20 protein-coding genes are annotated in these 22364 nt (G+C 64.9%); 5 read left to right on the top strand and 15 right to left on the bottom strand.

From position 1 onward, the window contains the following. Positions 1-93 precede the first annotated feature (93 nt). The 3 genes from D578_RS0107720 to lpxB all read left to right on the top strand — a co-directional run bounded on the left by D578_RS0107720 (position 94) and on the right by lpxB (position 3723). On the top strand, positions 94-1101 hold the full coding sequence (locus D578_RS0107720) for a Gfo/Idh/MocA family protein (RefSeq protein WP_018949398.1): 1008 nt from the start codon (positions 94-96) through the stop codon (positions 1099-1101). A gap of 317 nt (positions 1102-1418) precedes the next feature. Beyond that, positions 1419-2516, top strand: a complete 1098-nt coding sequence (locus tag D578_RS0107715) for a DegT/DnrJ/EryC1/StrS aminotransferase family protein (protein ID WP_018949397.1) — start codon at positions 1419-1421, stop codon at positions 2514-2516. 40 nt (positions 2517-2556) lie between these two features. Beyond that, positions 2557-3723 carry a lipid-A-disaccharide synthase gene (gene lpxB, locus D578_RS0107710; protein WP_018949396.1) on the top strand — a complete coding sequence of 389 codons (1167 nt, stop codon included), beginning with the start codon at positions 2557-2559 and terminating at the stop codon, positions 3721-3723. Between the two features lie 67 nt (positions 3724-3790). Here the strand turns inward: lpxB and lpxA are convergent, their stop codons facing one another. The 13 genes from lpxA to rpsB all read right to left on the bottom strand — a co-directional run bounded on the left by lpxA (position 3791) and on the right by rpsB (position 16401). Continuing rightward, positions 3791-4573 carry an acyl-ACP--UDP-N-acetylglucosamine O-acyltransferase gene (gene lpxA / locus D578_RS0107705; RefSeq protein ID WP_018949395.1) on the bottom strand — a complete coding sequence of 261 codons (783 nt, stop codon included), beginning with the start codon at positions 4571-4573 and terminating at the stop codon, positions 3791-3793. Further along, positions 4570-5064: a 3-hydroxyacyl-ACP dehydratase FabZ gene (gene fabZ, locus D578_RS0107700; RefSeq protein ID WP_018949394.1), complete on the bottom strand. Its 495-nt coding sequence runs from the start codon at positions 5062-5064 to the stop codon at positions 4570-4572. The genes lpxA and fabZ overlap by 4 nt, the downstream gene beginning before the upstream one ends. 112 nt (positions 5065-5176) lie before the next feature. Then, a complete protein-coding gene (lpxD, locus tag D578_RS0107695; RefSeq protein ID WP_026289247.1) occupies positions 5177-6190 on the bottom strand; it encodes a UDP-3-O-(3-hydroxymyristoyl)glucosamine N-acyltransferase in 1014 nt (337 codons plus the stop codon). Then, positions 6168-6671: an OmpH family outer membrane protein gene (locus tag D578_RS0107690; RefSeq protein WP_018949391.1), complete on the bottom strand. Its 504-nt coding sequence runs from the start codon at positions 6669-6671 to the stop codon at positions 6168-6170. The genes lpxD and D578_RS0107690 overlap by 23 nt, the downstream gene beginning before the upstream one ends. Positions 6672-6715: 44 nt before the next feature. Continuing rightward, on the bottom strand, positions 6716-9052 hold the full coding sequence (gene bamA, locus D578_RS0107685) for an outer membrane protein assembly factor BamA (protein ID WP_369772757.1): 2337 nt from the start codon (positions 9050-9052) through the stop codon (positions 6716-6718). Positions 9053-9125: 73 nt separating this feature from the next. Then, the gene (gene rseP / locus D578_RS0107680; protein ID WP_018949389.1) at positions 9126-10487 is read right to left on the bottom strand and encodes an RIP metalloprotease RseP; all 1362 of its coding nucleotides are present in this window, start codon (positions 10485-10487) and stop codon (positions 9126-9128) included. Continuing rightward, positions 10484-11686, bottom strand: a complete 1203-nt coding sequence (gene ispC, locus D578_RS0107675; RefSeq protein WP_018949388.1) for a 1-deoxy-D-xylulose-5-phosphate reductoisomerase — start codon at positions 11684-11686, stop codon at positions 10484-10486. The genes rseP and ispC overlap by 4 nt, the downstream gene beginning before the upstream one ends. Before the next feature lie 21 nt (positions 11687-11707). Continuing rightward, positions 11708-12544: a phosphatidate cytidylyltransferase gene (locus D578_RS0107670; protein ID WP_026289246.1), complete on the bottom strand. Its 837-nt coding sequence runs from the start codon at positions 12542-12544 to the stop codon at positions 11708-11710. Next, complete coding sequence (gene uppS / locus D578_RS0107665; RefSeq protein WP_018949386.1) at positions 12537-13289, bottom strand: polyprenyl diphosphate synthase; 753 nt, start codon at positions 13287-13289, stop codon at positions 12537-12539. Before uppS ends, D578_RS0107670 begins: the two co-directional genes overlap by 8 nt. A gap of 12 nt (positions 13290-13301) precedes the next feature. After that, positions 13302-13859, bottom strand: coding sequence for a ribosome recycling factor (gene frr, locus D578_RS0107660; RefSeq protein WP_018949385.1), 558 nt, complete (start codon positions 13857-13859; stop codon positions 13302-13304). Beyond that, entirely contained in the window at positions 13852-14589 is a 738-nt protein-coding gene (gene pyrH, locus D578_RS0107655) for a UMP kinase (protein WP_018949384.1), read from the bottom strand. Before pyrH ends, frr begins: the two co-directional genes overlap by 8 nt. A gap of 105 nt (positions 14590-14694) precedes the next feature. Next, on the bottom strand, positions 14695-15564 hold the full coding sequence (tsf, locus tag D578_RS0107645) for a translation elongation factor Ts (protein WP_026289245.1): 870 nt from the start codon (positions 15562-15564) through the stop codon (positions 14695-14697). A 60-nt stretch (positions 15565-15624) separates the two neighbouring features. Then, positions 15625-16401, bottom strand: a complete 777-nt coding sequence (gene rpsB / locus D578_RS0107640; RefSeq protein ID WP_018949381.1) for a 30S ribosomal protein S2 — start codon at positions 16399-16401, stop codon at positions 15625-15627. 244 nt (positions 16402-16645) lie between these two features. On the opposite strand from rpsB, the gene map reads away from it, so the two are divergent. Together map and glnD are read left to right on the top strand one after the other, a co-directional pair. Continuing rightward, complete coding sequence (map, locus tag D578_RS0107635) at positions 16646-17431, top strand: type I methionyl aminopeptidase (protein ID WP_018949380.1); 786 nt, start codon at positions 16646-16648, stop codon at positions 17429-17431. 58 nt (positions 17432-17489) lie between these two features. After that, positions 17490-20165, top strand: coding sequence for a [protein-PII] uridylyltransferase (gene glnD / locus D578_RS0107630; protein ID WP_018949379.1), 2676 nt, complete (start codon positions 17490-17492; stop codon positions 20163-20165). Positions 20166-20176: 11 nt separating this feature from the next. Here the strand turns inward: glnD and D578_RS0107625 are convergent, their stop codons facing one another. Both D578_RS0107625 and D578_RS0107620 read right to left on the bottom strand, forming a co-directional pair. Further along, positions 20177-20944 (bottom strand): OmpA family protein, encoded by a 768-nt coding sequence (locus D578_RS0107625; protein WP_026289244.1) that lies wholly within the window; start codon positions 20942-20944, stop codon positions 20177-20179. Beyond that, positions 20944-21999: a hypothetical protein gene (locus D578_RS0107620; protein ID WP_018949377.1), complete on the bottom strand. Its 1056-nt coding sequence runs from the start codon at positions 21997-21999 to the stop codon at positions 20944-20946. Before D578_RS0107620 ends, D578_RS0107625 begins: the two co-directional genes overlap by 1 nt. Between the last annotated feature and the right edge of the window lie 365 nt (positions 22000-22364).

The raw sequence follows: 22364 nt of genomic DNA, 5'->3' as shown, positions 1-22364 counted from the left end.
GCAATCGCCCGAACGCGAACATGCGCCGCGCCGGGGATCCGTTACAATAGCGCCGAAAATCCTAGCACACCCCCTCCGGATCCGAGCCTACTCATGTCCCAATCTCCGTTACGCTGCGCCGCTATCGGCGTGGGCCATCTTGGCAAATGGCATGCCGCCAAATACGCCGCGCTGCCGGACACCGAACTGGTTGCCGTGGTCGATGCCGATTCCGAAACCGCCGGCCGCATCGCAGCGGAACACGGCTGCCGCGCGGAGACCGATCATCGCGCCCTCATCGGGCAGGTCGATGCGGTCTCTATCGCCGCGCCGACCACCCTGCACTACGACATCGCCCGGGATTTCCTCGAGGCCGGTTGTCACGTCCTGGTCGAGAAGCCGATTACCGCCACCCTGGAGCAGGCCGAGGCGCTGAACCGGATCGCCGAGGAGCAGGGCGTAGTCCTCCAGGTCGGGCACCTAGAACGCTTCAATGCCGCACTGCGCCGACTGACCGAGACCCCGTTGCACCCGCGGTTTATCGAGTCGCACCGCCTGGCGCCCTATAAGCCGCGCGCCACCGACGTGTCGGTCGTGCTCGACCTGATGATCCACGACATCGACATCATCCTGTCGCTGGTGGATGCCCCGCTGACCGACATTCGCGCCTCCGGCGCCCGCGTGCTGACCGGCGACATCGACATTGCCAATGCCCGGCTGGAATTTGCCAACGGCTGCGTGGCCAACGTCACCTCCAGCCGCATCAGCACCAAGTCCGAGCGCCGCATGCGCATCTTCCAGTCGCATGCCTACGCCTCGGTGGACTTCCAGAACCGCATCCTGTCGCTGAACCACATCGGCGAGCCCGACCCGGAGACCGGGGCCCCCGCGATCCACCGCGAGGAAAGCGTGTTCGACGAGGCCGACGCCCTGCTGGCCGAGATCCAGGCCTTCGTCGCCGCAGTGCGCGGTCAGGGACCGGTCGTGGTCAGTGGCCGCGACGGCCAGCGTGCCCTGGAGACGGCCAGCCGCATCACCGATCTGGTCTACGAAAACCTGAACATCATGAGCCGGGCCGACGGCCCGCACAGCCACCTCGACGTCAAGGGAAACACTGATTAATGTACGCACTCCCGCTCGAGTCGCTTTTGCGTGCGAACAAGGCGCGGTGACTGCCGTGCAGTCATTCTGCACAAGGGAGCCGCAACGCCGTTCCCGCGCCCGTTTTCATCAACAACGGGCGGCCGAGCCCCTGCATTCAATGGCTTGTTGGGTTGGCGCCCCAGGTTCCCCGATCCTGCGTTGCGCCCCGAATCCATCAAAAACGGGCGGGTAGAACCACTACCCGCCGCACGACGCGCCTTGCCTCGGAAAACCTGGGGTGCCAACGCGAGTGCGTACATTAATCAGTGTTTCCCTAACCCCACAGGAGTCAAGCCGTGATCCCGATGGTCGACCTGCAGCGCCAGTACCAGACCCTGCGCCCCGAAATCGATGCCGCGCTACAGGACGTGCTGGCCGGTGCGCGCTTTATCCTGGGCCCCAACGTGCAGACCCTGGAGCAGGAGCTCGCCAAGTACCTGGGCGTGGAACACGCAATCACCTGTGCCTCCGGCACGGATGCCCTGCACCTGGCGCTGGCCGCGGCGGGCATCGGACCGGGCGACGAGGTCATCACCACCCCGTTTACCTTCATCGCCACGGCCGAGGCGATCCGCTATGTCGGGGCCGATCCGGTATTCGTGGACATCGACCCGCGCACCTTCAACATCGACCCGGACCAGGTCGAGGCGGCGATCACCGAGCGCACCCGCGCGATCCTGCCGGTCCACCTGTTCGGCCAGCCGGCCGACATGCCGCGGCTTCAGGCCATCGCCGAGAAACACAAGGTGATGATCGTCGAGGACTGCGCGCAGTCCTTTGGCGCGACCGTCGATGGCGTGCAGACCGGCGCCGCCACCGCCTTTGGCTGTTTTTCGTTCTTCCCCAGCAAAAACCTCGGGGCCTTTGGCGACGGTGGTCTGGTGACCACCAACTGCCCGTCCGCCGCCGACACCCTGCGCCGGCTGCGCAACCATGGCTCCAGCGTGCGCTACTACCACGACGAGATCGGCTACAACAGCCGCCTGGACGAGATGCAGGCCGCGATCCTGCGCGTCAAGCTGCCGCATATCGACACCTACAACGCCGAACGCCGTCGGGTTGCTGCGCGCTATCGGGATGGCCTGGCCGGGCTGCCAGTCGAGGTGCCGTTCGAGGACGGCATCGGGGTGCACGTCTACCACCAGTACACCCTGCTCAGCGACCACCGCGACGCGATCATGGAGGCCCTGAAGGCCGCCGAGGTGGCCTGCGCGATCTACTATCCGGTGCCCCTGCACCAGCAAAAGGCCTTCGCCGACCTCCCGAACCGCCCGGAGACGCTGCCCGTCACCGAGTCCGTAGCGGAACGCTGCCTGTCCCTTCCGGTGTTCCCGGAACTCGAGGATGCAACCATCGACATGATCTGCGGGAAGATCCGCGACGCCCTCGCGTGACGCCGCGCCGGATCGCGTCCACAGGGGGCTCCCACCGGTCATGACGCAGCATGTCGTGATCTGCGCCGGCGAGAGTTCCGGTGACGCACTTGCGGCGGGGCTGGTGCACGAACTCGCGGCCGCGGAGCCCGGTCTCCGTTACACGGGAATGGGCGGGACGCAAATGCGCGCCGCCGGAGTCGATACGCTCATCGACGTCTCCGAACTGGCCGTTGTGGGCCTGGTCGACGTGCTGGTCAACTACCCCCGCCTGCGCCGCCTGTTCCGGCGCATGTGCCAGCACCTGGAGACCCATCGCCCGGACCTGCTGGTCCTGGTTGACTACGTGGAGTTCAACCTGCGCCTGGCCGCCCATGCCCGCCGTCTCGGCATCCGTGTGCTGTTCTATGTCAGCCCGCAGTTGTGGGCATGGCGTTCGGGCCGGATCAAGCGGATCCAGCACAACGTGGACGCGATGGCGGTGCTGTTCCCGTTCGAGACGGACATCTACGAGAAGGCCGGGGTCCCGGTCCGCTATGTCGGCAACCCCCTCGTTGATCGGGTGCAGCCGCCCGAACGGCCGATTCGTGAACAGCTCGGCCACGCCCCCGATACGCGCCTGGTCGGGCTTCTTCCTGGCAGCCGCAACGGCGAACTGAAGCGCCACTGGCCCATGCTCGTGGACACCGCCCGGCGCCTCCACGCATCTCACCCGGACATCCAGTTCGTGGCCTCCATGGCGCCGGGGGTCACCACCGACCACCTGGCGGCCCTCGCCGCGTGTGACGATCTCCCCGTACATTTCGTGGGCGGCGATGCGGCCACCCACTCCCTGATGGCGGGAGCCGATCTATTGCTGATCGCATCGGGCACGGCAACCCTGGAGGCAGGCCTGCTCAGGGCGCCCATGCTCGTCTTCTACCGCATGGGCGCCCTGAGCCACGCGGTCTTCTCGCGTCTTGTGCGGGTCGAGAACATCGCCTTGGTCAACATCGTGGGCGGTGAGCGCCTGGTGCCCGAGTACCTGCAACATGATGCCACCGCCGAGCGCCTGGCCCGCGATGCCGCGGATCTGCTCGACCGGCCCGCGGCCCTGGAAGAAATGCGCGATCGCCTGACGCAGGTGCGCGAACGCCTGGGTGATGGCGGAGCCGACCGCCGCGTGGCCGAAATGGCGCGCGAACTCCTGCACCACGGCCAACTAAGCGACGGGGCGAAGACGATTTAAGGACTACGGTTCGTTTGGGGGCCAAGCGATTGGACAGCACGCAGGGTCCTGTCCCGGGGAGACCGAGTCAGTGCGGACGACCGCCGCGCAGGATACCGCGGCGACTGCCGCGCACGAATGCGATCAGGTTGCGCACCTCGGGCACCTCGGTCTCCTCGAACATGGCGTCCAGATGGGTCTCGCGCCCTGCGCGGCCTCGCATCCCCTGGATAAAAACCCGGTGGAGCGCCTGGATGGCGTCATTGGAGAAACCGTTGCGCTTGAGGCCAACCTTGTTGATCCCGATCAGCCGCGCATAGTTGCCGCTCGCCAGGCAATACGGCGGGAGGTCACGGTTCAGCGCCGCGCCCATGCTGGTGAAGGCGTAGGTGCCCACGCGACAAAACTGATGCACCAGGGTAAAACCGCCCAGCGTTGCGTGATCCTGGATCTCCACGTGCCCTGCAAGCGAGGTGGCATTGGAGAAGATGATGCCGTTCCCGATGGTGCAATCGTGCGCAATGTGGACGTACGCCATGATCAGGTTGTCGTGGCCAATTACGGTCTCGCCCAGCCCCTTCTCGGTTCCCCGGTGCAGCGTCACCGACTCCCGAATCACATTGCGATCACCGATCACCAGCCGCGTGGGTTCACCCCGATAGCTGGTGTCCTGGGGCTCCTCCCCGATCGAGGAGAACTGAAAGATTCGGTTTTCCCGCCCGATTTCGGTCGGTCCGTTGATCACCACGTGCGGGCCGACCCAGGTATCCGCGCCGATCTTCACATTGGCACCGATGACCGAGAACGGCCCGATCGTCACCGAGCTGTCGATCTCGGCGCTGGGGTGGACGTCCGCCCGCGGATCGATCACGCCGGGATTTCCTGACCGGAACACATAAGCTGCGCAGTCGCGCACACGTCCTCGCCCACCTTCGCGACCGCGTCGAAGCGCCAGATACCCCGCACCGTACGTTTCAGATCCACTCGCAGGTGGAGTTGATCGCCGGGTACCACCTGGCGCCGGAAGCGCGCCTCGTCGATCCCGACAAACAGGTACAGCTGCTGCTTGTCCTGATTCTCGTTACGCGCCTCTTCGGTTTTGAACGCAAGTAGGCCGGTGGCCTGTGCCAGGGCCTCGAGGATCAGGACCCCAGGCATCACCGGCTTGATCGGGAAGTGCCCCTGGAAATACGGTTCGTTGATGCTGACGTTCTTGATCCCCGTCAGATAGCTCCCTGCCTCCCACTCCAGTACCCGATCCACCATCAGGAACGGGTAACGATGCGGCAGGTAGCGCATGATCTCCTGGACATTAAAGTCATCCACGCCGGTGTCCTTTCTCTTGATCTTGTTATGCCGCATCCGGACCGCTGCGCGGGACGTGCAATACGACGTTCGACTCGGCCTCTCCACACGGGGCAAGGCCAGTTACTCCCAGGGCAGATCGAGCGCCCCTCGACCGCCCCTCGATCGCCTAACGCGCCAGACGGCGCAGTCGGGCCAGCATGCGATTCCACAACCGGGCCTCTTGATGCGGGACTCCCGAAGCGTAGTGACCAGGCCGCGTAATGGACCGCGTGACCAGGGTCATCGCGTGAATGGTGACGTGATCCGCGATGGACAGGTGGCCCAGGATCCCGACGCCACCTCCGACTGCACAATGCGCGCCGATCCGGGCACTGCCCGCGATCCCCACACAGCCGGCAATGGCCGTATGGTCGCCAATCTCGACGTTATGGGCAACATGAACCAGGTTGTCGATCTTCACACCCCTCCCGATTCGCGTCGCGCGCAACGCGCCGCGATCGATGGTGGTGTTCGCTCCGATTTCCACATCCGAGCCGATCACGACATGGCCCAGCTGTTCGATCTTCTCCCAGCCGTGTTCGCCCGCGGGGGCGAATCCGAAGCCATCGGCCCCGATCACGCAACCACTGTGCAGGATGCACCGCTCCCCCACCTCGACCCCTTCGAGCAGGGTCACCCGGGGGTGCAGGAAGGTATCGGCCCCCACCGTCACCCCCTCGCCCATCACGCAGTGTGCCTCCACGACGGCCTGGGGCCCCACCGTAGCCCCCGCCCCGATTACCGCCCCTGGTCCCACGAATGCGTCGGGAGCCACCGAGGCCCCGGGATCCACAACCGCACCCGGATGGATCCCCGGAGCACGCGCACGTCGTGGCGCGCCGAGGTACTGGCTCGCGCGGGCATAGCCGAGATAGACATCATCCAGATGGATCAGGGTTCGGGTAGATGTCGATTTCAGCCTCGCAGCCTCCGGCACCAGGATCACAGCCGCTGCGCTTGCCGTGAGCGCCTCGGCGTGCCGCACGACATCGGTAACAAAACTCAGATCATCAGGACCAGCGGTCGCCAGCGGGCTCAGCCCAGCGATGCAGCGATCGCCCTCTCCCTCGAGCCGCCCGCCTAGCGTTTCCGCCAGTTCGCGGGCTGAAAACCCGCCGTCAGTCTCGCTGCATTGTGGCAAGGATGTCGTCCGTGATGTCGATCCGGTCGCTGGCATACAGCACGTTGCGCTCGGTCAGGATCAGATCAATGTCGCGTTCCCGGGCGAGATCGACGATCGCATCGTTGATCCGTCGCTGCAGTTTGGCCAGCTCCTCGTTGCGGCGTACGTTCAGGTCTTCGCTGAAGCTCTCCTGCGCCCGCCGGAATTCGCGCGAACGTTGCGAGAACTCCCGCTCCAGGTCCGCCCGTTCCGATGGGTTCATCAGGTCCCCATCACGTTCCAGCCGGTCACGCAGCCGCTGCAGCTCCTCGCGCTCCGCCACCAGCTCCGAATCCCGCGGCGAGAACTCGCGCTCCAGTTCGCGCATGGCCTCTTCGGCCTGCGGCGAATCCTCGAGGATACGATTCATCGTCACGAATGCCACATTCTGTGCCCCGGCGACAGCGGGCACCGCCAGCCATCCGCTGGCGACGAGAATCACCGCGGCGAACCAGGCCATCCCGGATCTCATGACGCCTCCCGATGCGCTTGCATCGATCATCCTCAGAAACTGGCCCCCAGCAGGAACTGGAAGCGCTGCAAGTCGTCACCCGGCTGATCGTTAAACGGTTCCGCAACGCTGAAGCTCAGCGGACCGACCGGTGAGAACCATGTGATCGCAACACCCGCCGACGCCCGCAGTTCGCTCGTGTCGAAATCCGACACGTCGTGAAACACGTTCCCTGCGTCGACAAAGGTACTCATCCGAACCGCATCGTTGTCAGCAGCGAAGGGCATCGGGAAGAACAACTCCGCGGAGGCCGTCGTGCGGAACCGGCCACCATACGGGTCGTCATTCGAATCCCGCGTTGCAACCCGGTCACCATCCCGAATCCGCCGCCGATCGCCCAGCTGGTTGTCCTCGTAGCCACGCACAGAGCGAATACCACCGGCAAACAACCGTTCGTAGAACGGAACGTCATCCCCTCCGTAGCCATCCGCGTAGGCCAGTCCGGCGGAAAGGCTGAAGGAGTAGCGATCCGACAGCCGGAAGAGCTCCTGCCCCGAATAGGTGAGCTTGTAGAACTCGCGGTCACTACCCGGAACCGTCACTTCGAGCCCGATCCGATGACGACGGCCTTCCGACGCGAAGGTCGTGCTGTCCCGCGTATCGTGAACGTAGCTGGTCTCGAGCTTGTACAGGTTCGCCGTGTCACCGAACTCGTCAAGCTCGTCGATGATTTCGTCCGGCGTCCCGACCCGGCCCCGTGATGCGTCGACCGTCTGGATCTCGATGTTCTCGTAGCCCGGCCGCACCTGAATCCGGTCGAACTCCGACAGCGGAATCCCGTAGGTCACGTCAAAGCCATAGCGGTTGGATGAATACCGCGAGACGTTGGCCTCCTCGGCGTCGATCTTGCGATAGAACACGGAGAACCCGCGGCTTGCCCCGGACGGGGTGAAGTGCGGATTGGTCACGCTCATCCGGAACAACTGGTTGACCTTGCTGGTGCTCACCTCGGTGGAGAAGCGATTGCCGGTCCCGAGGAAGTTGTCCTGCGTCAGGCTCGCGGTCAGCAGCAGCCCCTGGTTCTGCGAGAACCCGGCACCCAGGGACAGGGCCCCGGACTGCTGCTCGGTCACGGTGATATTCAGGTCCACTTCGTCATCGGTCCCGGCGACCCGCTCGGTCTCCACGTTCACGCTCTGGACGAACGGCAGCCGCTGGACACGCACCCGCGAACGTTCGACCAGTGCCCCGTTGTACCAGGCGCTCTCCATCTGACGCATCTCGCGGCGATACACCCGTTCCTCGGTGTTCTGGTTGCCGGTGATGCGGATGTTGCGTACGTAGACGCGCGGACCGGGGTCGACAAAGAACGTGATCGCGACTTCGCGGTTGTCCTCGTCCACATCGGGGACCGGATTCACGTTGGCGAACGCGAAACCCTCCCGGGTCAGACGTTCGCTGATCCGCTCGGCGGACTCGGTCACCTGACTGCGCGAGAACGGCCCGTCGATGTCCACGTCAATCAGGCTTTCCAGTTCCTCACGCGGGATCACGAACTCCCCGGCGAGATCCACACCGGTCACCGTGTAGCGATCCCCCTCGTCGACGTTGATCGTGATGAACAGATCCCGGCGATCCGGCGTCAGCGTCACCTGAGTGGAGTCGATATCGAACTCCAGGAAACCCTGATCCAGATAATGGGAACGCAGCTGTTCCAGGTCCCCGGAGAGCTTCTCGCGCGAGTAGTTGTCGCGACGGCTGAAGAAGGCCCACCAGCGCGGAACGCCGGACTCGAAGCCGCGGGTCAGCGAACGCGTGCTGTAGGTCTCGTTGCCCACCACATTGACCTGGCGGATCTTCGCCACGGGGCCTTCCGCGATATCGATCTCCACGTCCACCCGATTGCGCGGCAGGTCGACGATCTCGACGTCGATCTGCACGTTGTAGCGCCCACGCGCGAAGTACTGCTGACGCAACTCGCTTTCGATCCGGTCCAGCATGGTCCGGTTGAACACCCGCCCGGAGCGCAGGCCAGCGGAATCGAGCGCCTCGCGCAGGCCCTCGTCGGGGATATCCCGGTTACCGGAAAAATTAATCTCGTTGATCGCCGGCCGTTCAGAGACGATCACGACCAGGACATCCCCACGCCGCGCGATCTCCACATCGTCGAAGAAGCCGGTCTGGAACAGCTCGCGGATCACCTCCGGACTACGATTGTCGTCGAAGGTATCGCCGACCTGCACGGGCAGATAACTGAGCGCGGTACCGGCGGTGATCCGTTCCAGCCCCTCGATCTCGATATCCTCGATCTCGTAGGCCTGGCCCCAGGCTGTCCCCGCCAGGCCCAGCAAACCGACCAGGGCCATTCCTCTCAAGCTGTTTCGCGCCATGCTCTCCGCCAAAAAATAGGCCGTTCGGTGGGCTGATCGAGGCACCCGGGGTGCCCCTCCTGAGTGCCTTCGCCTAACCGAACAGTCGTGTCAAATCATTGTACAGGGCCAGTGTCATCAGCCCCGCGATCGCCAGCAGACCCACCTGCTGGCCGATTATCTGGGTCCGCTCCGACACCGGGCTGCCCTTCACCGCCTCGGCGGCGTAGTACAGCAAATGGCCGCCATCCAGCATCGGGATCGGCAGCAGATTGATGATCCCGAGCGACACGCTCACCAGCCCGAGAAATCCCAGGAACGCCGAAATCCCGATCAAGGCCGAGACCCCCGCAAACTCGGCTATGGTAACCGGTCCGCTAATATTTTTAACCGACGCATCACCGGTGATCATTCGCCACAGGATGCCCAGTGTCAGGACCGTCACATCCCACGTCCGCTCCGCCCCCGAGACAAACGCCGATCCCGGACCCTGCCGCACGAGTACGGCCATGTCCCGTGCCGCCGGTTGATCCGTATCCACGCCCGCGCCGATACGGCCGATGGCCACCCCGTCGTGATCCGTCGCCTCCGGCGTCATCCGTAGTTCCAGGGTGCGCCCGCCTCGCTCCACAGTGACCCGCAAGTCCGCTTCCGGATGCGCGCGCACAACCTCGACCCAGCGATTCCAGTCCGCGACCGGCTCGCCGTCCACTGCCAGCACGCGATCCCCAACCTCCAGTCCTGCCGCCGCCGCGGGGCTCCCGGCCTCGACGGCACCGATACGCGGTTCCAGCATCGGCCGATAGGGCTGCAACCCCAGCTTGTCGAGGAACTGCCCCTCCGCCAGCAGCGCCTGGCGATCGCTCAGGTCCACCTCCCGCTCGACCTCTCGACCGTCCGTGCCCCGCAGCAGCAGGGTCACCGCCTCGCCACGCACCGCATGATCCAGCAGCCGCAGGTTGGCCTGTTCCCAGTCCGCCACCTCACGATCCCCCACCCGCAGGATCTCCTGTCCGCGCTCGAGGCCTGCCTCGGCGGCAGGTGTGTCCGGCGCCACCTCGCCCAGAATGGGCTTGATCCCGCCCACACCCACCATGAACATCACGGCGTATACCAGGATCGCGAGCAGGAAGTTCGCCGCCGGCCCGGCCGACACCACGAACGTACGGGCCCCAAGGCCTTTCTGGTTGAAGGCCCGCGTGACCTCCTCCTGCGCCACCGGACCCTCGCGCTCGTCGAGCATCTTCACGTAGCCACCCAGCGGCAACGCGGCAATCACGAATTCCGTTCGGTCACGCCCGAAGTAGCGCTTGAAGATCGGCCGGCCGAAACCCACCGAGAACCGCAGCACCTTCACCCCCATCAAACGGGCGGCGAGGTAATGCCCGTACTCGTGCACGGTGACCAGTACGCCAATGGCCACCGCAAACGCCAGCAGGCTCGTCAGGAATGTCATGACACGGCTTGTCGCAGGTTCGCGACATACTCGCTCGCGACCTCGCGAGCTCGTCGGTCCGCGCCCAGGACCCGCTCCAGCGAATCGGCCGTCTCGGCCTCGATCGCCTCCAGGGTCGTGGCAATCACTGCCGGGATCTCGCTGAAGGCCAGACGCTCTCCCAGGAAGGCATCCACCGCCACTTCATTGGCCGCGTTGAGAACCGCGGTGGCTGTCCCTCCACGTTCCAGTGCGGCGTAGGCGAGCCCGAGCGCCGGGAAACGTGCTGCTTCCGGCTCGGAGAACTCCAGCTTGCCCATCGTGAGCAGATCCAGCGGTTCGACGCCCGACTCCATACGCTCGGGCCAGGCCAGCGCATGGGCGATCGGTGTGCGCATGTCGGGGTTGCCGAGTTGCGCGAGCACCGACCCGTCATCGTAGGCCACCATCGAATGCACGATGCTCTGCGGGTGCAGCACGACCTGAATCGTCGAGGGCACCACGGCAAAAAGCCAGCAGGCCTCGATCACCTCGAGGCCCTTGTTCATCATGGTCGCCGAATCCACCGAGATTTTGCGCCCCATGTCCCAATTGGGGTGGGCGCAGGCCTCGTCCGGGGTAATGCCCGCAAAGCTGTCCAGCGGGCGATCTCGAAACGGCCCGCCCGAAGCGGTGAGCCAGATCCGGCGCGCCCCGTGCGGTGTCACCGGCTCCGCGCAGACATAGCCATTGGGCAGACACTGAAAGATCGCATTGTGCTCGGAGTCGATCGGCAGCAGACAGGCACCGGAGCGCCGCACGGCATCCATCAGCAAGGCCCCGGACATCACCAGCGCCTCCTTGTTGGCCAGCAACACCCGCTTGCCCGCCTCGGCCGCGGCCAGTGTAGGCAACAGACCGGCCGCGCCCACGATCGCCGCCATCACTGCGTCGACGCGGGGCTCGCGGGCCACCTCCGCCAGTGCCTCGGCCCCCGCTCGCACCTCGGTACGCGAGCCGGCCGCCGCCAGCGCCGCACGCAGTGTATCCGCAGCATCGGGGTCGACCATCACGGCCACCTCCGGCTGGTGCGCCAGACACTGTTCACGCATCCGCTCTACATTGCGATGAGCCGTGAGGGCATAGACGGGGAAGCGTTCCGGCTGACGCGCCACCACATCGAGCGTGCTGAGCCCGATGCTGCCGGTCGATCCGAGAATAGTGATCTGCGTCGTCTTCATGGATACCTGCGTCCGTTCGCGCTATGCGGCCACCGGCGGGGCCGGAATCAGCGCCAGCCACAACAATCCGGCCAGGAAGACCGGGGCCGCCGCGACCATGCTGTCGAACCGGTCCAGAATACCCCCATGGCCCGGCAGCAAGGAACCACTGTCCTTCTCGCCAGCCTCTCGCTTCAGGATGCTCTCGAACAGGTCGCCCACAACCGAGACCAGCCCGATCAGCACCGACAGCAGCAAGAACACCATCGCGTCCATCGGCTCGAGACCCCAGACGGCCGCCACCACGATCGCGAAGGCCAGCACCGTCAGCAGACCACCAAGCAAGCCCTCGCGTGTCTTCCCGGGACTGATATGCGGCGCCAGCGGGTTGCGCCCGAACGCCTTCCCGGCGAAATACGCCCCGGTGTCGGCCAGGCCGACCAGCACCACGAGATAGACCACCAGCAAAGGCGCCAGGGCATGCAACCAGACCAGGCCCATTCCCGCCGGCACCAACGTCATGATCGCGGCCACCGCAAACAGGGCACGACGGGATGCGGGCGCGTCCGTCTCGCGCTCGCGATAAAACGGCAACAGCAACAGGATAATCAGCCACCACAGCAACACCAGACCCAGGATCAGGTAGTGCAACCCCGCAACCGGCGCCAGACCGAGCGCAAGCACGGGAACGACCACGGCAGCCACCAGCGCGCCGCGTGCCACCGGGCCGTCGAGCCCGGCCAGTCCGGCCCACTCCCAGGCCGCCAACCCGAGAACCAGCGCCACCAGCGCCAGCACCGCCCAGTTCGGGCCCCAGGCCACCAGGGCCAGCGCCGGCAAGCCAAGCGCCGAGGCGGTCAGAATCCGTTGCTTAAGCACTCGGCACCTCGCCCCGCGGGCTTGCCTCAGCGGCTGCGGTCACGCAGCCGAAACGCCGCTGGCGACTCGCATACCACGCCAGCCCCTGTTGAAGCTCATTGGCGGTGATATCCGGCCAGAAGGTCTCGATGAAAAGCAGCTCGGCATACGCCGCCTGCCACAAAAGGAAATTGCTGATGCGGCGTTCGCCGCCCGTACGGATCAGCAGATCCACGTCGGGCATCCCGGCGGTGCTCAGATAATCGGAGAAAGAAGTCTCGGGATTCGGCCCTTCATCGCCGGCGGCCACCCAGCGGCGTGCCGCCTGCAGGATGTCCCAGCGACCACCGTATCCCAGTGCCACGACGACCCGCATACGTTCGTTGCCAGCAGAGGCCTGCTCGGCTTCCGCCATGCGCGCCTGCAGATCCTGCGGGAAGCTTGCACGATCGCCAATAAAGGTCAGCGCGATACCGCGCTCGATAAGTTCCGGGAGTTCCGCCTCGATGGCGGACACAAACAGATCGAACAGCGCCTCGACCTCGTCGCGCGGCCGGCCCCAATTCTCGCTGCTAAAGGCGAACAGGGTCAGGGTACCCACGCCTTGTTCGGCGAAAAACCGCACGGCCTGGCGCGTCGCCTCCAGCCCCGCGCGATGGCCTTCGGAACGACTCAGACCTCGAGCTTCGGCCCAACGCCCGTTGCCATCCATGACGATGGCCACATGCGCAGGGAGTGCCTCGCTGGGTGAAGTGGTAACCGGCATCGCCCGCGCCGGTCAGACTTCCATCAACTCGGCTTCCTTGTCCGTCAGCATCGCGTCGACCTTCGCGATGTGGTCGTCGGTCAGCTTCTGGATCTGTTCCTGCGCCTTGTGCTCGTCGTCTTCGGACATCTCCTTGTCCTTGACCAGCTGCTTGAAGGCGTTGTTGGCATCCCGCCGGATATTGCGCACGGCCACCCGCGCGTGCTCGGCTTCGGCCCGGACGACCTTGACCAGATCACGGCGACGTTCTTCGGTCAGCGCCGGTAGCGGCACGCGGATCGTCGTCCCCATGCTCGCCGGATTGAGCCCCAGATCCGAAGTCATGATCGCCTTCTCGATCTTGCCGACCATGTCCTTCTCGTAGGGGACCACGGATAGCGTGCGCGCGTCCTCGGCATTGATGTTCGCGACCTGGTTGATCGGCACATCCATGCCGTAGTACTCCACGTGCACATGTTCGAGCAGCGTGGGGTGCGCACGGCCGGTGCGGATCTTCGATAGCTCGTTGCGCAGCGCTTCCAGGCTCTTGTCCATGCGTTCGCGCGCATCTTTCAGGGTGGCGTCACTCATTACGGGCTCCCTCGACCAAGGTGCCGACCGCCTCGCCCATCACGAGCCGTTGCAGGTCGCCCTTGGCAAACATGTTCATTACACGGATCGGCAGGCCATTGTCTCGGCACATCACCAGGGCCGTGGTATCCATCACGCCCAGACGCTGTTCCAGCGCATCGTCAAACGTCAGCCGCTCGTAGCGTCGGGCATCCTTGGTGGTCATCGGATCGGCATCGTAGACCCCGTCGACCTTGGTCGCCTTGATCATGATATCGGCGTTGATCTCGATCGCCCGCAGGCTGGCCGCCGAATCGGTGGTGAAAAACGGATTGCCGGTTCCGGCCGCGAACACCACGATGCGCCCCTTTTCCAGGTGCCGTACCGCACGCCGGCGGATGTAGTCCTCGCACACCTGGTTGATGCGTATCGCCGACATCACCCGCGAAAAGCGCCCGGCGCGCTCGATCGCGTCCTGCAGCGCCAACGCGTTGATAACCGTTGCCAGCATGCCCATGTGGTCACCGGTCACCCGGTCCATGCCGCCTTGTGCCAGACCCGCACCGCGGAAGATGTTGCCGCCACCGATCACGATGCCCAGCTCGACCCCCATGCGGGAGAGCTCCGAGACCTCTTCGGCCACCTGCGCCAGGACATCCGGGTCAACCCCGTAGGATTGCTGACCCATCAGGGCCTCCCCACTCAACTTCAGAAGGATGCGCCGGAACGCGGGCTGGCTGTCCTGACTCATGGGGTTCCTTATCTCGGGCTCGGTTGTTCTCGCTTGCCAGTTTGTTTCTGGCCCTATTATCCGGAAGCGGCCGCATCAAGCGGCCGCCCCCGGGTTCCTGCTGGATCAGGCGCCGCGCGCCTGAGCCATTACCTCTTCGGCAAAGTTCTCGGTCTTCTTCTCGATCCCCTCGCCCACCTCGAAGCGGATGAAGCCGGATACCGAAGCACCCTTGCTTTCCAGCAACTGGGCGACCGTCTGATCGGGATCCTTCACGAACGGCTGGCCCACCAGGGTGATTTCGCCCAGATACTTGCGGATACGCCCTTCGATCATCTTCTCGATGATGTTCTCCGGCTTGCCCGATTCCTCGGCCTGGGCCTTGAAGATCGCACGTTCCTTGTCGAGCATCTCGGTCGGCACCTGGCTCTCGTCGATGCACACCGGATGGCTCGCCGCAATATGCATCGCGATGTCCTTGGCCAGCTGCTCGTCACCGCCGTTCAGACCAATCAGCACGCCAATACGGGCACCATGCTGATAGAAACCCAGCGCACCTTCTGCGGTCATCCGTTCGAAACGGCGGACCTGGACGTTCTCGCCGACCTTGGCGATCAGCTGAGTACGCTGCTCTTCCAGGGTCTGGCCATCGACCGTCTCGGTCATCAGGCTTTCCACGGAATCGACGGCGGTGTTCAGCGCCACATTCGCGCAGGCACCGGTGAAGGTACGGAAATTGTCGTCATTACCGACGAAGTCCGTCTCGCAGTTGATCTCGACGATCACCGCGCGCGAACCCTCGCAGGCAATCTCGACGCGACCTTCGGCCGCGACACGATCCGCCTTCTTGTCGGCCTTGGCCATGCCGGACTTGCGCATTGCCTCGACAGCCGCTTCCAGATCGCCTCCAGTTTCGGTCAGGGCCTTCTTGCATTCCATCATGCCGGCGCCGGTGCGCTCGCGCAGTTCTTTTACTTGTGCAGCAGTAATCTGCATCGTTGCTTGCTCCTGAATCATGCTCGAACCGGCCGCCAGCATGGCGACCGGTCCCTGTTATCAAGCGGGGTTGGCGGGCGACGCGGTGTCGGGAGCGTCGGTGGTGGCCGCGGCCGGCTCGGCAACCGCTTCTTCGCCCATGCCTCCCGTGGTCACCGCACCCTTGGCCTCGATGATGGTGTCGGCGATCGCAGCCACATACAGCTGGATTGCACGCATCGCGTCATCGTTGCCCGGGATCACGTAGTCCACGCCTTGCGGGGAATGGTTGGAATCCACCACAGCGACGACCGGGATGCCACGCTTCTTTGCCTCGGCCACCGCAATCTTCTCGTAGCCAACGTCGATCACGAACATCGCGTCGGGCATGCGGTTCATGTCCTTGATACCGCCCAGGCTGCGATCCAGCTTGTCCTTTTCGCGGCGACGGCTCAGGGCTTCGCGCTTGTTCAGGACCTGGAAGCTGCCATCGGCGTCCATCGTCTCGAGGTCCTTGAGGCGCTTGATCGACTGCTTGACCGTGTTGAAGTTGGTCAGCATGCCGCCCAGCCAGCGATGGCTCACATACGGCATGCCGCAGCGGTTTGCCTCTTCGCCCACCACGTCGCGTGCCGAGCGCTTGGTGCCGACAAACATGATCTGGCCGCCGTCGGCGGCGATCTTGCCGAGGAAGTTCAACGCATCGTTGAACATCGGCAGGGACTTCTCGAGGTTGATGATATGAATCTTGTTGCGTTCCCCGAAGATGTACGGGGCCATCTTGGGATGCCAGTAACGCGTCTGGTGGCCGAAGTGCACACCGGCCTCCAGCATCTGTCGCATAGTCACGAGGGACATGAGTTTTCTCCTGTAACGGGTTGAGCCTCCACGCATCCCGATCTGAAACCCGAACCGAATACTCTTCGAGAGCGGGCACCCGACAGACCGTGCCGATGCGTGTGTGGATTAAGGTTTCGAAAGCTGCCCCGCAAAAGGCGGCTTCCGGCCCCGCCGAATTGCCAGCGAGGCGCGCGCTTTATAGCATAGGACGCTTACCCGAACCAAACGCCGAGCCCCTCTGGGCGCCGCGGCGGGAGCCCTCATGTCCGTTTCCATCAAGACCCCCGAAGAAATCGAACACATGCGCGTCGCCGGCCGCCTGGCCGCCGAAGTCCTCGAAATGATCGAGCCCCACGTGCAAGCTGGCGTGACCACCGGGGAGCTGGACCGGATCTGTCACGACTACATCGTCAACACCCAGGACGCAATTCCCGCCCCGCTCAATTACCGCGGTTTCCCGAGGTCGATCTGCACCTCGGTGAATCACCAGGTCTGTCACGGCATTCCGGGGGATCGCAAGCTGAAGAACGGCGACATCCTCAATATCGATATCACCGTGATCAAGGAAGGCTTCCATGGCGACACCAGCCGGATGTTCGTGATCGGCAAGGCGGGCATCCAGGCCCAGCGGGTGATCGACGTGGCGCGCACCAGCATGTATCTCGGCATCCAGCAGGTTCGCCCGGGCGCAACCCTGGGCGATATCGGCCACGCGATCCAGGAATACGCCGAGGCGCAGCGCTGCTCGGTGGTGCGCGAGTTCTGCGGCCACGGGATCGGTCGCGGCTTCCACGAGGATCCGCAGGTCCTGCACTATGGCAAGCCCGGCACCGGCATGACGCTGAAGGAAGGCATGTGCTTCACCATCGAGCCGATGATCAATGCCGGACGCCGCCATACGCGCATCCTGGCGGACGGCTGGACCGCCGTGACCAAGGATCACAGTCCGTCGGCGCAGTGGGAACACACCATCGTGGTCACCGCGGATGGCTACGAGATCCTGACCCTGCGCAAGGACGAAACCCCACCGCAGGAGATCGCCGCCTGATCGAAGGCCATCACGTCCGTTCCCCGCCGATTCGAACTGCCCATTCCACGGAGCCCCAATGAATCCTGCGGGAAGCACCCCCGGCGAACTCGATACCCCGGCCTTCACCCCGGACTGGGGCGAGGACTACCAGCGCCTCAGCCGCAACCCGGGGAACATCGCGCTGTTCCGGGACCGGCGCCGCGCCATCCTGGAGCAGCAATACCAGGGTTTCCGCGACGGCATGCCGATCGCCGATCTGATCCATGGCCACGCCCGGCGCATCGACGAACTGCTCAAGCTGATCTGGGCCCAGAAGGGCCTCGCGGATGACGATCAGCTGTGCCTGATCGCGGTCGGCGGCTACGGCCGCGGCGAGCTGCACCCGGCCTCGGATATCGACATCCAGATCATCCTCGAGGGCGAGCATGACCGTGCCTGCTTCGACCGGATCAGCAACTTCGTCACCTTCCTCTGGGACATCGGCATCGAGGTCGGGCACAGCGTGCGCAGTATCGACGACTGCACCCGCGAGGCGCGCGACGACATCACCGTCGCGACCAACCTGATCGAAGCCCGTTACCTGGCCGGCCATCTCAGCCTGTTCAACGACTTCCGCGGCGCCATCGAGCCCGACCGCATCTGGGACTCACGCAGTTTCTACGCCGCCAAGCTGGCCGAACAACAGGCCCGCCACCGCCGCTTCGGCGAGACCGCTTACCGCCTGGAGCCGAACGTCAAGGAAGGCCCTGGCGGCCTGCGGGACATCCAGATGATCGGCTGGGTCACCAAGCGTCACTACGGCGCCGAACGCATCGAGGAGCTGGTGTCACTGGGGTTCCTGCGCGAGGGCGAGTTCCGCGAGATGATGGAGGGTCAGAACTTCCTCTGGCGCGTACGCTTTGCCCTGCACATGCTCGCCGGCCGCCGCGAGGACCGGCTGCTGTTCGACCTGCAGCGCCAGCTCGCCAACACCTTCGGCTTCGTCGACCAGAACCACAACCGGGCGGTCGAGCAGTTCATGCAGCGTTACTTCCGCACCATCAACGATCTGGAGCGCCTCAACGAACTGCTACTGCAACACTTCAACGAAGCCATCCTCGACGATCCGGAAGCCCTGCAGGACCCCGTGCGCATCCACCAACGCTTTCAGGTCCGTGGTGGCTACCTCGAGGCCGCCCATGACCAGGTCTTCATGATCTATCCACCGGCATTGCTGGAGGTCTTTCGCCTGCTCCAGGAACACCCGGAAATCCAGGGCATTCGCGCGTCCACCATCCGCCTGATCCGGGCGCATCGCCACCTGATCGACGGTCACTTTCGCCGCAATCCGCTGTGCCGCGAGCTGTTCATGGATATCTTGCGCGCCCCGCGCGGCATCACCAGCCAGCTGCGCCGCATGAACCGCTACGGCGTGCTGGGCAACTACCTGCCGGCCTTCGGGCGCATCATCGGACGCATGCAGTACGACCTGTTCCATGCCTACACGGTGGACGAACACACCCTGAACGTGATCCGCAACGCGCGCCGCCTGGCGCTGCCCGAGTTCGCTCACGAACAGCCACTGGCTCACCAGCTCCACTCCGAACTGGAGCGGCCCGAACGCCTGGTGCTGGCCGCCCTGTTTCATGACATCGCCAAGGGCCGCGGGGGCGATCACTCCGAGCTGGGGGCGCACGACGCCCTGCACTTCTGCCAGCATCACGGCCTCTCGGACGTGGATGGCGGCCTGGTCGCCTGGCTGGTGCGTTCCCACCTGCTGATGTCGCTGACCGCCCAGCGCAAGGACATCTCCGACCCCGAGGTCGTCATGGGCTTCGCCCGCGAGGTGGTCACCCGCGAACGCCTGGACTTTCTCTATCTGCTGACCATTGCCGACATCCGCGGAACCAATCCGGAGCTGTGGAACAGCTGGAAGGACTCCCTGCTCCAAACCCTTTATCACGCCACCCGCAACGTCCTGGACCGGGGCCTGGACACCCCGCCGGACATGGACGAACAGATCCGGCAAACCCGCACCGAGGCGCTCGCGTTAATCGAACAACAAGGCTTCGATACCGATCAGGCCCGGAATCTGTGGGACGAACTGGACGACGAATACTTCCTGCGCCATTCCGCCGACGAGATCGCCTGGCACGGCCGGGCCCTGCTCCCACTGTCCCCGGACGCCCTTCCCCTGATCCTGGTGCGCCCGAAGACCTCGCGCGGCAGCACGGAGATCTTCGTCTACGCCAACGACCATCCGCAGATTTTCGCGCGCATCACCAGCGCGCTGACCCAGTTGGGACTGGACATCGTGGACGCACGGATCATCACGACCGCAGGCGGCCGCACCCTGGATACCTTTCTGGTTCTCGAAAGCGGCGGTGGCCAGACCGTGGATGCAGGCTATCGCTCCGAGGAGATCCGCCAGAGCCTCGAACGTGAACTCGGACGCGAAGGGACCATCCCCAATCCGGCGTCACGGCAACTGCCGCGACGCCTCAAGCACTTCGACGTGGATACGCAGATCGAATTCGAACCCGCCGCGGGCGGCCAGGCAACGCGTATGCGACTGCGAGCCCTGGATCGGCCAGGCCTGCTGTCGACCATCGGTCATGTCCTTGCCGAGCAGGGAATCGACGTGCGTACCGCGCGCATCGCCACGGCCGGGGAACAGGTCGAGGACAGTTTCCTCCTCAGCCAACCCGGCCACGCGGCGCTCGATGCCGAGCACCAGGCCCGCCTGCGCAAGGCCCTGCTCGGCACCATCTGACAGCAATCGGATCAGCGGACACGCGCCTCCAGAGGCCGGGGCTCTGGCTCGTCCGATGGCGTCCCTGCGCCCAGCAGGCGCGCCTCGAAATCGGTCAGGACACTGAACTCGACCCGGCGGGATGCCCGGCGATCCTCCTCGCCGCGCTCGTCCAGCACCCGGCGTGAAGAGGACAGCCCCACGGCCGCGACCCGCGAGCGGAACCAGTCCGCCTCCTGCAGGGGCTCCAACTGATAGGCATATTCCAGCACCGCGCGCGTGCGCCGCTGACTGAGGTCCATATTTCCGAAATAGGCCTCCAGCGCATCGTCGCTGCCGGCCCACTCGCTGGAGGTGTGGCCCTCGATCCGCACCTCCCGAATCACCCCGGCGAACGGGCGCAGCTGTTCCGCGTAACGCGGCATAAAGTCCTCGAGAATAGCCTCGAAACGCGGCCGGATACGGGCCGAACTGCGCTCGAACAGGACCTCCGGCTCGCGAAAGCGCAGGGTCAGGCTGTCGCGGTCCAGTTCCGCATTCCAGCGCGGCAGGTCCTCGCGAAATTCCTCCTCCAGCACCGAGTAGATGGCCGCGCGCAGTGCCGCCGCCTCGTTGCGCACCTCGGTATGCGCGGCACTCTCGCGCTCCACCTGCACCATGTGCAGCAGCGCGAGGAACAGGAAGATCATCATCAGCGCGGCCATCAGGTCCGCCACTGCCAGCCAGTGCGAGCCCTGGTCGGCCTCGTTTCCGACGGCCACGCCTTGCCGCCGACGGCGCCTCGCCAACCAGGAAAACATCAGTTACGCCCGCCCGCGAAGCCGATGGCGGCGGAGCGTTCCCCACCCCAGCGCGTCTCCGCCGCGAGCCCCGCCTGGACGGCATTCTCGATGCTCTCGAGCATCGCCTCCAGCCGTGCGTCCATCGCCGGGAAGGCCTCGGTGGCACGATCCCGCAGGGCCGCGATGCTCCCCAGCAAGGCCTCCAGTTCCACCGTCTCGCGACGCAGGCTGGAGAGCGTCGATTCCTGATCCTCCACGTGACGGGTGATCTGCAGGGCCTGCCCGGTCATGCGTTCCAGGGTCTGTTCGGTCTGTTCCACCCCGGCCCGGGCCTGGTCGAAGGCCCGATGCAGGGTGTCCATCTGCTCGCGATACTGATCCTGCCACTCCACCAGGCGGGCGACCGAGTCGTCCAGACGACGGAAGTTCTCGCCGAACTGTTCACCCAGGCGATCGTTGAAATCGTGGATCACCCGCTCCAGGGCCTCTACCAGGTGCCCGCTGCTCATCTCCGTGATGCGCTCGGCCATGCCATCGAGGGCGCCGGTCAATTCGCGGTGCTGTTGCTCCAGCCGGGCATCCAGGCGCTGATCGAGGGCCCGCACCGCCTCCACTACGGCCAGCGAGGCATCCCGTTGTTGTGCCGCCAGGTGCGCGCTATCCAATGGTGCATCCAACGCACCCTCCGCAACCGGTTCGGGGGATGCCGCCGGTGCAGGTGCCATCACCTGCACCATCCGCAACACCGCCGCCAGCAAGATGCCCACGATACTGGTCACGAAGGCCAGCTTGAGCCCCTCCAGCAGGGCCGGGATACTGGCCTCCACCCTTCCGGCGTCAAAATCCAGCAGTCCAATGGCGACCCCGAGGAAGGTGCCGAGGATGCCCAGGGTGGTCAGCAGCGCGGGCGCCGCCCCCTGCAAGGCCTCGGCGCGGCGCAAGGCCGTCGCCATCAAGGCCGCCAGGAACAGCCCAAACAGCAACAGCGCGAACAGGCCAATCACCGTTAATGGGCTGAGCCCCTGCAACGTGGCCAGCAGCGCCTCGGCGACCCGATCGAAAATTCCGGTCATGTCCTTCCTCCGTACCGCGGCGCCTGTAGCGCCCGCGCGGTCGTGCGATTCGTAAGGACCGGATGCATGCAAAAACAACGCCAGACCCGCCAAAGACAGGCGGAACACCGCTGTCACGCGCAACAGCACCGGACGCACGCGCATGACAAAGACGGATTCCCGACACCTGAGTGCCGAACGGCAACCGCAACAAAGGCTCAATCGTCCATTATTTGACGACCCTGAACGGGACGAAATAGCGCGCCTGACCCGTCATACCTAGTGAAGCCCAATAGACGGTGGCTCCATGTCCACGACGGTCATGCCTGCTGCAAACGCGTCATGCAAGCCCATCGGCCAGCCCCGGCGGCGACCGGCACTCGTCT

This window comes from Thioalkalivibrio sp. ALMg11 (genome assembly GCF_000377905.1).
In the GTDB taxonomy this organism is placed as follows: domain Bacteria; phylum Pseudomonadota; class Gammaproteobacteria; order Ectothiorhodospirales; family Ectothiorhodospiraceae; genus Thioalkalivibrio.
Note: the sequence above shows the minus strand (reverse complement) of the source record. Positions and strands in the feature narration are given on the sequence as shown.

Excerpts from the sequence above, each read along its gene's own strand:
- D578_RS0107720 (WP_018949398.1), top strand. The coding sequence starts at position 94 with ATGTCCCAATCTCCGTTACGCTGCGCCGCTATCGGCGTGGGCCATCTT.
- lpxB (WP_018949396.1), top strand. The coding sequence starts at position 2,557 with ATGACGCAGCATGTCGTGATCTGCGCCGGCGAGAGTTCCGGTGACGCA.
- fabZ (WP_018949394.1), bottom strand. The coding sequence starts at position 5,064 with ATGCGGCATAACAAGATCAAGAGAAAGGACACCGGCGTGGATGACTTT.
- D578_RS0107690 (WP_018949391.1), bottom strand. The coding sequence starts at position 6,671 with ATGGCCTGGTTCGCCGCGGTGATTCTCGTCGCCAGCGGATGGCTGGCG.
- bamA (WP_369772757.1), bottom strand. The coding sequence starts at position 9,052 with ATGGCGCGAAACAGCTTGAGAGGAATGGCCCTGGTCGGTTTGCTGGGC.
- rseP (WP_018949389.1), bottom strand. The coding sequence starts at position 10,487 with ATGACATTCCTGACGAGCCTGCTGGCGTTTGCGGTGGCCATTGGCGTA.
- ispC (WP_018949388.1), bottom strand. The coding sequence starts at position 11,686 with ATGAAGACGACGCAGATCACTATTCTCGGATCGACCGGCAGCATCGGG.
- uppS (WP_018949386.1), bottom strand. The coding sequence starts at position 13,289 with ATGCCGGTTACCACTTCACCCAGCGAGGCACTCCCTGCGCATGTGGCC.
- frr (WP_018949385.1), bottom strand. The coding sequence starts at position 13,859 with ATGAGTGACGCCACCCTGAAAGATGCGCGCGAACGCATGGACAAGAGC.
- pyrH (WP_018949384.1), bottom strand. The coding sequence starts at position 14,589 with ATGAGTCAGGACAGCCAGCCCGCGTTCCGGCGCATCCTTCTGAAGTTG.
- tsf (WP_026289245.1), bottom strand. The coding sequence starts at position 15,564 with ATGCAGATTACTGCTGCACAAGTAAAAGAACTGCGCGAGCGCACCGGC.
- rpsB (WP_018949381.1), bottom strand. The coding sequence starts at position 16,401 with ATGTCCCTCGTGACTATGCGACAGATGCTGGAGGCCGGTGTGCACTTC.
- map (WP_018949380.1), top strand. The coding sequence starts at position 16,646 with ATGTCCGTTTCCATCAAGACCCCCGAAGAAATCGAACACATGCGCGTC.
- glnD (WP_018949379.1), top strand. The coding sequence starts at position 17,490 with ATGAATCCTGCGGGAAGCACCCCCGGCGAACTCGATACCCCGGCCTTC.
- D578_RS0107625 (WP_026289244.1), bottom strand. The coding sequence starts at position 20,944 with ATGTTTTCCTGGTTGGCGAGGCGCCGTCGGCGGCAAGGCGTGGCCGTC.
- D578_RS0107620 (WP_018949377.1), bottom strand. The coding sequence starts at position 21,999 with ATGACCGGAATTTTCGATCGGGTCGCCGAGGCGCTGCTGGCCACGTTG.